This is a genomic window from Enterobacter sp. R-1.6.2 (assembly GCF_035064085.1).
GTDB lineage: Bacteria > Pseudomonadota > Gammaproteobacteria > Enterobacterales > Enterobacteriaceae > Enterobacter > Enterobacter asburiae_B.
In genome coordinates this window covers 84486-96900 of record NZ_JASEYI010000010.1, presented here as the reverse complement: position 1 = coordinate 96900, position 12415 = coordinate 84486, and the positions used below count along the sequence as shown (strand labels likewise).

Below are 12415 nucleotides of genomic sequence, written 5' to 3'. Positions count from 1 at the left end.
CTAGTTATTCTGGTAGATGTCCTTATAAAGCCTGCTTTCGAAGCGAACAAGCGGAATACGGCGATTGCGCTGGTCGGTCGGTTCGACGGCATAGCCGGAAAGATACTGCACGAATGCCATGCGTTGTCCGCTGGCGGTAGTGATGAAGCCTGCAAGGTTGTAAACCCCCTGCAGCGAGCCTGTCTTAGCGGATACTTTGCCATCCACGCCGGCAGCGTGAAGCCCGGCGCGATACTGCAGCGAACCGTCATGCCCGGCCAGCGGCAGCATTGAAATAAAGTTTAGCTCAGTGTCATGCTGTGCAATGTACTGAAGCACCTGCATCATCGTGGCCGGAGAGATCAAATTATGACGCGATAATCCGGAGCCATCGACGGCGATGGTATTACCCAGCTCGATCCCGGCCTGCTGGCGCAGGATCTGACGAACGGCGTCTGAACCCGCGCGCCAGGTTCCCGGCACGCCGAAACGCGCGTGGCCAATCATGCGGAACACGGTGTCGGCAATCATGTTGTCCGACTTTTTCAGCATGATTCGCAGTAAATCGTGCAGCGGAGGAGACTGTTTGCTGGCGATGACCGTGCCGGGCTGATTGACCTGCGTCTGGCGAAGCAGCGTGCCGGTGTAGGTTATGCCCGCTTGTTTCAGCTCATCTTTCAGAATGGCACCCGCGTAGCTTGCTCCATCCTGTATCGCAAAGGCCAGCGGCAGCGGATCGGCGCGCTGCGTCAGGCAGCCGGTAAGCGTGAAGCGGTTAAGATCGCCCGGCACGACGTCCAGCTCACAATATTGCGCATCCGGGGAGCCTTTCGCCAGCGTGCGGACCTGGCTAAACATTGTGACCGGGTAGTAGGACGCTATGCGGATAAACGCTAAATCATCTGGCTTTGGCGCGCTGTAAAGCGAAACCGAGAAGCAGTTACGGTCAACGATTGCGGCGGCGGGCGGGGCGCTAAAACATTGGGTCATGTCGTTCCACGGCCAGCCTGGGGCTTTATCGTGGCTGGCAAAGATGGACGTGTCGATCAGTACATTGCCATCAATTTTCTGCACGCCAGATTTTTTCAGTACCGCAACCATATTGCGGATATCCTGGCGCTTAAAGGTCGGATCGCCGCCAAAACGGGCGATAAGATCGCCTTTCAGTGCGCCACCCTCGACGTTACCTTTGGTCTCGAGTGTGGTCGTAAAACGGAAGTCAGGCCCGAGCTGGAGCAGGGCAGCGAGGGCAGTGATCACCTTTTGGGTACTGGCAGGCAGGGCCATCTGTTGACTGTGATAGTCAATCTCGGGAGCCTGTGCGCCAACCTTCTGCACCATCAGGGCAAGGTTCGCGCCTGCGGGGAGCTGATTAATGTACTCATCAACATTCGCGGCCTGGGCGGTGAACGTTATACTGGTAGTCAATCCGATGATAAATCTGGAAAATCGCATAATCTCGCGCTAACAACCCGAAAACAAACCGTCATACTACGGTGCATGGCACTGCAAAGTAAACGATGACCCATAGTGAACTTCGCGGTAAAATGCATATCAAATTGAAAAATTGCTGCTGACCTGGGGCATTGCTCCCGGGTCGGTTTTCTTTTTGCTTCTTGCCCGCTTAGGGGGGCAGGAGCAGGGAACACTGCTCCCAACAGGAATGTTTAAGAGGTATAACAAATGCAAGCTATTCCGATGACCTTACGTGGTGCCGAAAAACTGCGCGAAGAGCTGGATTTCCTGAAATCCGTGCGTCGTCCTGAAATCATCGCCGCTATCGCGGATGCACGCGAGCATGGCGACCTGAAAGAGAACGCTGAATACCACGCCGCGCGTGAGCAGCAGGGCTTCTGTGAAGGGCGTATTAAAGATATCGAAGCAAAACTGTCCAATGCACAGGTTATCGATATCACCAAAATGCCTAACAACGGGCGTGTGATCTTTGGTTCTACCGTGACCGTGCTGAACCTGGACAACGACGAAGAGCAGACCTATCGCATCGTGGGTGATGATGAAGCAGACTTCAAACAGAACCTGATTTCAGTGAACTCCCCGATTGCTCGCGGCCTGATTGGCAAAGAGCAGGACGATGTTGTCACCATTCGCACCCCTGGCGGTGAAGTGGAATACGAAATTATTAAGGTTGAATACCTGTAATTCGCTTCTCTACTAAGATGTTGATACATTGTAAAGAAAAGAAAAAGGCCGCATAGCGGCCTTTTATCAACTCAAGGAGCATGGCATTTTGCTCGCCTGCTGACAGAAATCCCTCGTTTCACACATAAAATGTGTTTGATTCAGGATATCCTTAGCGTGGCAGCGAGATTTTACGCTCTTTAGATGGGCGGTAGAGCACCAGCGTTTTACCGATGACCTGTACATTACAGGCGCCGGTTTCGCGCACGATGGCTTCCACGATCAGGTTTTTAGTGTCTCTGTCTTCAGAGGCGATTTTCACCTTGATCAGCTCGTGGTGTTCCAGCGCTTGTTCAATCTCGGCAAGCACCCCTTCGGTCAAACCATTGTTGCCAAGCATGACTACAGGCTTGAGCGGATGTGCCAGACCTTTTAGGTGCTGTTTTTGTTTAGTACTCAGATTCATCGTATATTTTTGCTTACGTTGGGATTGAAAACGGTTCATTCTACCGCCATCTCCCTTATATCGCCAAATAGCTGCGTAGAAATTTACGTCACAGGCAGGTAACGATGAACCAGGACGGAAATGTTAAATGACAGGTAAAAAGCGTTCTGCCAGCTCCAGCCGCTGGCTTCAGGAACACTTTAGCGATAAATATGTTCAACAGGCACAGAAAAAGGGGTTGCGTTCCCGTGCCTGGTTTAAACTTGATGAAATACAGCAAAGTGACAAACTTTTTAAGCCGGGGATGACGGTTGTAGACCTCGGTGCGGCACCTGGCGGATGGTCCCAGTATGCGGTAACGCAGATCGGCGGAACGGGCCGAATCATCGCGTGCGATCTTTTACCAATGGATCCCATCGTCGGTGTCGACTTCCTTCAGGGCGACTTTCGTGATGAATTAGTGCTGAAAGCGTTACTTGATCGTGTAGGTGACAGTAAGGTCCAGGTTGTCATGTCTGATATGGCACCAAATATGTGCGGAACACCGGCGGTGGATATCCCCCGCGCCATGTATCTGGTGGAGCTAGCGTTAGAAATGTGTCGTGATGTACTAGCGCCTGGTGGTAGTTTTGTTGTGAAGGTGTTTCAGGGCGAAGGTTTCGAGGAGTATCTTAAGGAAATTCGCTCCCTGTTTGCGAAGGTTAAAGTTCGTAAGCCGGACTCTTCCCGGGCCCGTTCCCGAGAAGTGTATATTGTAGCGACCGGGCGAAAATGATAACCGGTAGATTTCAGGCGAAAGTTTGAATGAAACTGGATATAGAGTATCCTGACGCTGTTTTTAACACAGTTGTAATATGAGGTTAATCCCTTGAGTGACATGGCGAAAAACCTAATACTCTGGCTGGTCATTGCCGTTGTGCTGATGTCAGTATTCCAGAGCTTTGGGCCCAGCGAGTCGAATGGCCGCAAGGTGGATTATTCTACCTTCCTGCAGGAGGTCAATCAGGACCAGGTTCGCGAAGCGCGTATCAACGGACGTGAGATCAACGTTACCAAGAAAGATAGTAACCGTTACACGACTTACATCCCGGTGAACGATCCTAAGCTGCTTGATAACCTTCTGACCAAAAACGTCAAGGTGGTAGGTGAGCCGCCAGAAGAACCAAGCCTGCTGGCTTCTATCTTCATTTCCTGGTTCCCGATGCTGCTTCTTATCGGCGTCTGGATCTTCTTTATGCGCCAGATGCAGGGCGGCGGTGGCAAAGGTGCCATGTCGTTCGGTAAGAGCAAGGCGCGTATGCTGACGGAAGACCAGATCAAGACCACCTTCGCTGACGTCGCCGGTTGTGACGAAGCGAAAGAAGAGGTGGGTGAACTGGTTGAGTACCTGCGTGAACCGAGCCGTTTCCAGAAGCTGGGCGGTAAGATCCCGAAAGGCGTGCTGATGGTTGGCCCTCCGGGTACCGGTAAAACCCTGCTGGCGAAAGCCATCGCGGGCGAAGCGAAGGTGCCGTTCTTTACTATTTCAGGTTCTGACTTCGTTGAAATGTTCGTGGGTGTCGGTGCATCTCGTGTGCGTGACATGTTCGAGCAGGCCAAAAAGGCAGCACCGTGCATTATCTTCATTGATGAAATCGACGCCGTGGGCCGCCAGCGTGGCGCAGGTCTGGGCGGTGGTCACGATGAACGTGAACAGACGCTGAACCAGATGCTGGTTGAGATGGACGGCTTCGAAGGTAACGAAGGTATCATCGTTATCGCGGCGACTAACCGTCCGGACGTACTTGACCCCGCGCTGCTGCGTCCAGGCCGTTTCGACCGTCAGGTTGTTGTGGGTCTGCCGGACGTTCGCGGTCGTGAACAGATTCTGAAAGTTCACATGCGTCGCGTACCGCTGGCGCCAGATATCGACGCGGCAATCATTGCGCGCGGTACCCCGGGCTTCTCCGGTGCTGACCTGGCGAACCTGGTCAACGAAGCTGCTCTGTTTGCCGCTCGCGGTAACAAGCGCGTCGTGTCGATGGTGGAGTTTGAGAAAGCGAAAGACAAAATCATGATGGGTGCGGAACGTCGCTCCATGGTGATGACGGAAGCGCAGAAAGAGTCCACGGCATACCACGAAGCGGGTCACGCGATTATCGGTCGCCTCGTGCCGGAACACGATCCGGTGCATAAAGTGACGATTATTCCGCGCGGTCGTGCGCTGGGTGTGACTTTCTTCCTGCCTGAAGGCGACGCGATCAGCGCCAGCCGTCAGAAGCTGGAAAGCCAGATTTCGACCCTGTACGGCGGTCGACTGGCAGAAGAGATTATCTACGGTGTGGAACATGTTTCTACCGGTGCGTCCAACGACATTAAAGTTGCGACAAACCTGGCGCGTAACATGGTGACGCAGTGGGGCTTCTCCGACAAACTCGGTCCGCTGCTGTATGCAGAGGAAGAGGGTGAAGTATTCCTCGGCCGTTCTGTGGCTAAAGCGAAACATATGTCCGATGAGACGGCTCGTATCATCGACCAGGAAGTAAAATCTCTGGTAGAGCGTAACTATGCACGTGCACGCCAGATCCTGACCGACAATATGGACATCCTGCATTCGATGAAAGATGCGCTCATGAAATATGAGACCATCGATGCACCGCAGATTGACGACCTGATGGCGCGCCGTGAAGTGCGTCCGCCAGCTGGCTGGGAAGACCCAGGCGCTTCCAATAATTCTGACAACAATGGCACCCCGCGTGCGCCGCGTCCGGTTGATGAACCGCGTACGCCAAACCCGGGCAACACCATGTCAGAACAGTTGGGCGATAAGTAAGTCACTGCTGTTGAAGCGTTTGTCTGTACCTCAAACCCTGGAGCTTGCTCCGGGGTTTTTCATTTCTGTTTAACGATATAGATACCAGGGATTTCGCCATGAAATTATTCGCTCAGGACTCGCATCTCGATCTTTCACATCCCCATGTGATGGGGATCCTGAATGTTACCCCTGACTCCTTCTCTGACGGCGGCACGCATAACACGCTTATCGAGGCGGTTAAACACGCGAATCTAATGATTAATGCGGGTGCCACCATTATTGACGTGGGCGGCGAATCGACGCGTCCTGGTGCGGCTGACGTGTCTGTGGAAGAAGAGCTGGCGCGCGTGGTGCCGGTGGTTGAAGCTATCGCGCAGCGGTTTGAAGTATGGATCTCCGTTGATACCTCTAAACCCGAAGTGATTCGTGAAGTGGCGAGAGTGGGCGCTCACATTATCAATGATATTCGCTCGCTCACTGAGCCCGGCGCACTTGAAGCTGCGGCAGAGACCGGGTTACCGGTATGCCTGATGCACATGCAGGGCCAACCGAAAACCATGCAGGAAGCACCGAAGTATGACGATGTCTTTGCCGACGTGAATCGCTTCTTTATTGAACATATTGCGCGCTGCGAACGTGCAGGTATCCCAAAAGAGAAATTGTTGCTCGACCCGGGGTTCGGTTTCGGTAAAAATCTCTCCCACAATTATGCGTTGCTTGCGCGCTTATCGGAATTCCATCACTTTGACCTGCCGCTGCTGGTGGGGATGTCGAGAAAGTCGATGATTGGGCAGTTGCTGAACGTGGGGCCGAGCGAACGCCTGAGCGGCAGCCTGGCCTGCGCGGTGATTGCGGCGATGCAGGGCGCGCACATTATTCGTGTCCATGACGTCAAAGAAACAGTAGAAGCCATGCGTGTGGTGGAAGCCACACTGGCAGCGAAGGAAAACAAACGCTATGAGTAATCGTAAGTATTTTGGTACCGATGGTATCCGTGGGCGTGTAGGCGATGCTCCCATCACTCCTGATTTTGTCCTGAAGCTCGGCTGGGCTGCTGGCAAAGTGCTGGCGCGTCATGGTTCCCGTAAGATCATTATCGGTAAAGACACCCGTATTTCCGGCTATATGCTGGAGTCCGCGCTGGAGGCGGGTCTGGCGGCGGCTGGACTGTCCGCTTCCTTTACGGGCCCAATGCCAACGCCTGCTGTCGCGTATCTGACGCGCACTTTCCGTGCGGAAGCGGGGATTGTTATCTCAGCTTCTCACAACCCGTTCTACGACAACGGCATTAAATTCTTCTCCATTGACGGCACCAAGCTCCCGGATGACGTAGAAGAAGCCATTGAAGCCGAAATGGAAAAAGAGATCACCTGTGTAGATTCCGCAGAGCTGGGTAAAGCGAACCGTATCGTTGATGCGGCGGGCCGTTATATCGAGTTCTGTAAAGGTACCTTCCCGAATGAGCTGAGCCTGGCTCACCTCAAAATTGTGGTGGACTGTGCAAACGGCGCGACCTATCACATCGCCCCGAATGTCTTCCGCGAACTGGGTGCGAAAGTCATCACCATTGGCTGCGAGCCGGATGGTCTGAACATTAACGAGCAGGTGGGTGCAACTGATGTTCGTGCCCTGCAGGCACGCGTTCTGGCAGAGAAAGCCGACCTGGGCATTGCCCTGGACGGCGACGGTGACCGCGTGATCATGGTCGACCACGAAGGTAACAAGGTCGACGGCGATCAGATCCTCTACATCATTGCCCGTGAGGGCCTGCGTCAGGGCCAGCTGCGCGGCGGTGCGGTGGGCACGCTGATGAGTAACATGGGCCTGGAACTGGCGCTGAAACAGCTCGGTATTCCGTTTGTCCGCGCGAAAGTGGGTGACCGCTATGTGCTGGAAAAACTACAGGAGAAGGGCTGGCGCATCGGCGCAGAAAACTCGGGTCACGTTATCCTGCTCGACAAAACCACCACCGGGGACGGTATCGTGGCCGCGCTGCAGGTGGTTGCCGCAATGGCGCGCAACCATATGAACCTGCACGATCTGTGCAGCGGGATGAAAATGTTCCCACAGATCCTGGTTAACGTACGCTTCACTGCCGGTAAAGGCGATCCTCTGGAAAATGAGAACGTTAAAGCGGTGATGGCTGACGTTGAAGCGGCCCTGGGCAATCGTGGACGTGTGCTGTTGCGTAAGTCCGGTACTGAACCGCTGATCCGCGTGATGGTGGAAGGTGAAGACGAAGCGCAGGTAACCGAATTTGCACACCGTATTGCGGATGCTGTAAAAGCTGCATAATCGTGCACGCTAAATGTATAAAAAGGCGGCTTTTGTCGCCTTTGTTTTAAGCAATTAATGGCTTTTTGCTGTTTTTTTCCGCAGTTGATACAATGCGTCAAAAATGCCCTTGCGAAGGTCATTCGCTTTGGTTAGTATTCACACCCGCTTCAGTGGGAAACAAAAATCCTGCTAATTGGTCGAAGCATTGGTATGCGGCAAATCCGCAAGGAACAGGTTGATTATGTACGAAGCTCTTTTAGTTATTTTCCTTATTGTAGCCATCGCTCTCGTAGCGCTGATCATGCTGCAGCAAGGTAAAGGCGCTGATATGGGAGCCTCCTTCGGAGCAGGCGCTTCCGGTACGCTGTTCGGTTCAAGTGGTTCTGCGAACTTCATGACCCGCACAACGGCGATTCTGGCTACGCTGTTCTTCATCATCAGCCTTGTGCTTGGCAATATCAACAGCAACAAGACCAGCAAAGGAAGCGAGTGGGAAAATCTGAGCGCGCCAGCGAAAACTGAGCAAACTCAGCCAGCTGCACCGGCTAAGCCAAGCAGCGATATCCCGCACTAAGTATTCTGTACCGAGGTGGTGGAATTGGTAGACACGCTACCTTGAGGTGGTAGTGCCCTAACGGGCTTGTGGGTTCGAGTCCCATCCTCGGTACCAATATTCCAGAAAAAAGACGTCGAAAGACGTCTTTTTTTTCGTCTGCATATTCTGAGGTGTGGTTTTGTAGGCCCGGAAAGCGCAGCGCCACCGGGCAAAATGGCGGGTGACGCTGCGCTTACCCGCCCTACGAAAGTCCAAAAAAAAGGCGTCCATAGGACGCCTTTTGCACGTTACATCAGCGATTACTTCTTATCGCTGTGCTCCAGGTTTTCAACCTGCGGCAGACCGTTACCTGAACTGGCGGAGAGCAGGCCATTCTCAACATAGTTGAACAGCTTCTCGCGGGTATCGGTGATGTCCAGGTTACGCATGGTCAGCTGACCAATACGATCGTCCGGTGAGAACACGGATTCACCTTTCTCCATGGTCAGACGCTCTGCTTTATAGGTCAGGTTGTCAGACACGGTGTTCAGGATGGAGTAGTCGTTGCCGCGACGCAGCTCCAGCGTCACTTCACCGGTGATCGCGCTTGCCACCCAACGCTGCAGCGCATCACGCAGCATCAGCGCCTGTGGATCGAACCAGCGGCCCTGATACAGCAGTTTACCCAGTTGACGGCCATGAGAGTGATACTGCTCGATGGTGTCTTCGTTGTGAATGCCGGTCAGCAGACGCTCGTAAGCGATGTGCAGCAGTGCCATTCCCGGGGCTTCATAGATGCCACGGCTTTTCGCTTCGATGATACGGTTTTCAATCTGATCGCTCATGCCCAGACCGTGACGACCGCCAATACGGTTAGCTTCCAGCATCAGCTCAACATCATCAGAGAAGGTTTTACCGTTTAGCGCAACCGGATGGCCGCGTTCGAAACGCACGGTCACTTCTTCAGCCTGGATTTTTACGTTCTCGTCCCAGAACTTCACGCCCATGATCGGGTTAACGATCTTCACGCTGGAGTTCAGGAATTCCAGGTCTTTCGCTTCGTGCGTCGCACCCAGCATGTTGGAGTCGGTGGAGTAGGCCTTCTCGACTGACATCTTATAGTCGAAGCCGCAGGCGATCATAAACTCGGACATTTCATGACGGCCACCCAGCTCGTCGATGAAGTCGGTATCCAGCCACGGCTTGTAGATCTGCAGTTCGGCGTTGGTCAGCAGGCCATAACGATAGAAACGTTCAATATCGTTACCTTTATAGGTGCTACCGTCACCCCAGATGTTGACGCCGTCTTCTTTCATCGCCGCAACCAGCATAGTGCCGGTGACCGCACGGCCCAGCGGGGTGGTGTTGAAATAGGTCAGGCCGCCGGTGGTGTTATGGAACGCACCGCACTGAATAGCCGCGATACCTTCAGCGACCAGTTGCTTACGGCAGTCAATCAGGCGCGCGTTCTCTGCACCATACTCTTTAGCGCGACGAGGAATGGCATCGTAGTCGTCCTCATCCGGCTGACCCAGGTTCGCAGTATAGGCGTACGGAACCGCTCCCTTCTGGCGCATCCACAGCAGTGCAGCGCTGGTATCCAGGCCGCCTGAGAAAGCGATGCCAATACGTTGTCCTACCGGAAGATGCTTGAGAATCGTCGTCATAGAATAAAACCCTGCTTGATTGACTGATTAGAGACCGCTTTCGCTCTCTTGTGCATTTTTATGCAAAATAAGTGAGTATTCATTTAATCATCTTTTGGCGAAGACCGGAAGAGAGTCGTGCGTTTTTTGTAAAAATTTTGGTCTAATCGATCTGGCGGAAGTTGGGTTGACAGGTGGGGTCAACTATCAATATACTAAACGCCGATTTTACGTCCCGTCTTCGGTACCAAATCCCAGCATTATTTGCAAATTCTGTCCAAAACGCGTAGAATTTGCCACGTTTCAGGCGCGGGGTGGAGCAGCCTGGTAGCTCGTCGGGCTCATAACCCGAAGGTCGTCGGTTCAAATCCGGCCCCCGCAACCACTTTCCCATAAAGTTCTTTTTCAAATATACTGTGAAGACTTAGAGCCTTCGTAGCTGGATTTGAAAAAATTCTTTCGGAAAGTGCTCCAGGCCACAGTTGTGGCTATAGGGTTCAGTTATCTAAAGCCCCGATTTATCGGGGTTTTTTGTTATCTGACTACAGAATAACTGGGCTTTACGCCCTTTTTTTATGTCTTGGGGGTGGGCTTGTCCACATTAGAGCAAAAATTAACAGAGATGATTACTGCACCGGTCGAAGCACTGGGCTACGAACTGGTCGGCATCGAATTCGTTCGCGGCCGTACATCGACGCTGCGCATCTATATTGATAGTGAAGATGGCATCAATGTTGATGATTGTGCTGATGTCAGCCACCAGGTGAGTGCGGTTCTTGATGTTGAAGACCCGATTACCGTTGCGTACAACCTGGAAGTTTCCTCACCTGGCCTCGATCGCCCGATGTTCACGGCCGAGCACTATGTGCGCTTTACCGGTGAAGAAGTGGCTCTCGTTCTGCGTATGGCCGTACAGAACCGCCGTAAATGGCAGGGAATTATCAAAGCCGTTGATGGTGAAATGATCACGGTGACAGTCGAAGGCAAAGATGAAGTGTTCGCGCTGAGTAATATCCAGAAGGCGAACCTGGTTCCCCACTTTTAACAGTCTGGATTGAGGTGAAAAGCCCGCGATGAACAAAGAAATTTTGGCTGTTGTTGAAGCCGTCTCCAACGAGAAATCACTGCCGCGTGAGAAGATTTTCGAAGCGCTGGAAAGTGCACTGGCTACAGCAACCAAGAAAAAATACGAACAAGAGATCGATGTTCGCGTAGAAATCGATCGTAAAAGCGGTGACTTCGATACATTCCGTCGTTGGGTAATCGTTGAAGAAGTGACCCAGCCGACCAAAGAGATCACGCTGGAAGCTGCCCGTTTTGAAGACGAAAGTCTGAACGTGGGCGAGTACGTTGAAGATCAGATTGAATCTGTGACCTTTGACCGTATCACGACCCAGACCGCTAAACAGGTTATCGTGCAGAAAGTGCGCGAAGCCGAGCGCGCGCTGGTTGTCGATCAGTTCCGCGATCAGGAAGGCGAAATCATCACCGGCGTGGTGAAGAAAGTGAACCGCGACAACATCTCCCTGGAGATCAAATCCGAAGGGTTGCCGGGTAACGCTGAAGCCGTGATCCTGCGTGAAGATATGCTACCGCGTGAAAACTTCCGCCCAGGTGACCGTATTCGCGGTGTTCTGTACGCCGTTCGTCCTGAAGCGCGTGGTGCACAGCTGTTCGTGACCCGTTCTAAACCAGAAATGCTGGTAGAACTGTTCCGTATCGAAGTGCCGGAAATCGGTGAAGAAGTTATCGAGATTAAAGCGGCGGCTCGCGATCCGGGCTCCCGTGCGAAAATTGCGGTGAAAACTAACGACAAGCGTATCGACCCGGTCGGTGCTTGCGTCGGTATGCGCGGTGCGCGCGTTCAGGCAGTTTCGACTGAGCTGGGCGGCGAACGTATTGATATCGTTCTGTGGGATGACAACCCGGCGCAGTTCGTGATCAACGCAATGGCTCCAGCTGATGTGGCGTCTATCGTTGTTGACGAAGACAAACACACCATGGATATCGCTGTTGAAGCGGGCAACCTGGCGCAGGCAATCGGCCGTAACGGCCAGAACGTACGCCTGGCGTCACAGCTGAGCGGCTGGGAACTCAACGTAATGACCGTTGATGACCTGCAGGCTAAGCATCAGGCTGAAGCCCATGCGGCGATCGATACCTTCACTAAATACCTGGATATTGACGAAGACTTCGCCACTGTTCTGGTTGAAGAAGGTTTCTCTACGCTGGAAGAACTGGCCTATGTGCCAATGAAAGAGCTGCTGGAAATTGACGGTCTGGATGAACCAACCGTTGAAGCCCTGCGTGAACGCGCTAAAAACGCACTGACCACCCTGGCACTGGCTCAGGAAGAAAGCCTTGGCGATAAGAAGCCGGCTGATGACCTGCTGAATCTGGAAGGTCTTGATCGTGCGATTGCGTTCAAGCTGGCTGCCCGTGGTGTTTGTACGCTGGAAGATCTCGCTGAGCAAGGCGTTGATGACCTGGCTGATATCGAAGGTTTAACCGACGAGAAAGCCGGCGAGCTCATCATGGCCGCACGTAATATTTGCTGGTTCGGCGACGAAGCGTAATAAACTGTAGCAGGAAGGAACAGC

Annotated in this window: 11 protein-coding genes and 2 tRNA genes; 10 read left to right on the top strand and 3 right to left on the bottom strand. The window is 53.1% G+C overall.

Annotated elements, in window-relative coordinates; all coding sequences use genetic code 11:
• The gene (dacB, locus tag QMN93_RS12735) at window positions 1-1434 is read right to left on the bottom strand and encodes a serine-type D-Ala-D-Ala carboxypeptidase (protein ID WP_033146743.1); all 1434 of its coding nucleotides are present in this window, start codon (window positions 1432-1434) and stop codon (window positions 1-3) included.
• Window positions 1435-1662: 228 nt separating this feature from the next.
• Between dacB and greA the strand changes: the two genes are divergently transcribed.
• A complete protein-coding gene (gene greA, locus QMN93_RS12730) occupies window positions 1663-2139 on the top strand; it encodes a transcription elongation factor GreA (protein WP_014171793.1) in 477 nt (158 codons plus the stop codon).
• A gap of 151 nt (window positions 2140-2290) precedes the next feature.
• Here the strand turns inward: greA and yhbY are convergent, their stop codons facing one another.
• The gene (gene yhbY, locus QMN93_RS12725; RefSeq protein WP_003861814.1) at window positions 2291-2584 is read right to left on the bottom strand and encodes a ribosome assembly RNA-binding protein YhbY; all 294 of its coding nucleotides are present in this window, start codon (window positions 2582-2584) and stop codon (window positions 2291-2293) included.
• Window positions 2585-2711: 127 nt separating this feature from the next.
• Between yhbY and rlmE the strand changes: the two genes are divergently transcribed.
• The 6 genes from rlmE to QMN93_RS12695 all read left to right on the top strand — a co-directional run bounded on the left by rlmE (window position 2712) and on the right by QMN93_RS12695 (window position 8304).
• Window positions 2712-3338, top strand: coding sequence for a 23S rRNA (uridine(2552)-2'-O)-methyltransferase RlmE (gene rlmE, locus QMN93_RS12720; RefSeq protein WP_003861812.1), 627 nt, complete (start codon window positions 2712-2714; stop codon window positions 3336-3338).
• 102 nt (window positions 3339-3440) lie between these two features.
• Window positions 3441-5375 carry an ATP-dependent zinc metalloprotease FtsH gene (gene ftsH, locus QMN93_RS12715; RefSeq protein WP_029739626.1) on the top strand — a complete coding sequence of 645 codons (1935 nt, stop codon included), beginning with the start codon at window positions 3441-3443 and terminating at the stop codon, window positions 5373-5375.
• A gap of 98 nt (window positions 5376-5473) precedes the next feature.
• Complete coding sequence (gene folP / locus QMN93_RS12710; RefSeq protein ID WP_023309340.1) at window positions 5474-6322, top strand: dihydropteroate synthase; 849 nt, start codon at window positions 5474-5476, stop codon at window positions 6320-6322.
• Window positions 6315-7652, top strand: a complete 1338-nt coding sequence (gene glmM / locus QMN93_RS12705; protein WP_045888050.1) for a phosphoglucosamine mutase — start codon at window positions 6315-6317, stop codon at window positions 7650-7652. The genes folP and glmM overlap by 8 nt, the downstream gene beginning before the upstream one ends.
• Before the next feature lie 223 nt (window positions 7653-7875).
• A complete protein-coding gene (gene secG / locus QMN93_RS12700; protein WP_058841638.1) occupies window positions 7876-8208 on the top strand; it encodes a preprotein translocase subunit SecG in 333 nt (110 codons plus the stop codon).
• 9 nt (window positions 8209-8217) lie between these two features.
• Window positions 8218-8304 (top strand) — tRNA-Leu (locus QMN93_RS12695).
• Window positions 8305-8489: 185 nt separating this feature from the next.
• Here QMN93_RS12695 and argG read toward each other — a convergent pair.
• Window positions 8490-9836: an argininosuccinate synthase gene (argG, locus tag QMN93_RS12690; protein ID WP_024906366.1), complete on the bottom strand. Its 1347-nt coding sequence runs from the start codon at window positions 9834-9836 to the stop codon at window positions 8490-8492.
• A gap of 287 nt (window positions 9837-10123) precedes the next feature.
• On the opposite strand from argG, the gene QMN93_RS12685 reads away from it, so the two are divergent.
• From QMN93_RS12685 to nusA, 3 genes are all read left to right on the top strand, one after another.
• Window positions 10124-10200 (top strand) — tRNA-Met (locus tag QMN93_RS12685).
• A gap of 207 nt (window positions 10201-10407) precedes the next feature.
• Window positions 10408-10860: a ribosome maturation factor RimP gene (gene rimP / locus QMN93_RS12680; protein WP_014833432.1), complete on the top strand. Its 453-nt coding sequence runs from the start codon at window positions 10408-10410 to the stop codon at window positions 10858-10860.
• Between the two features lie 28 nt (window positions 10861-10888).
• A complete protein-coding gene (gene nusA / locus QMN93_RS12675) occupies window positions 10889-12391 on the top strand; it encodes a transcription termination factor NusA (RefSeq protein ID WP_029739628.1) in 1503 nt (500 codons plus the stop codon).
• The last annotated feature ends 24 nt before the right edge of the window (window positions 12392-12415 follow it).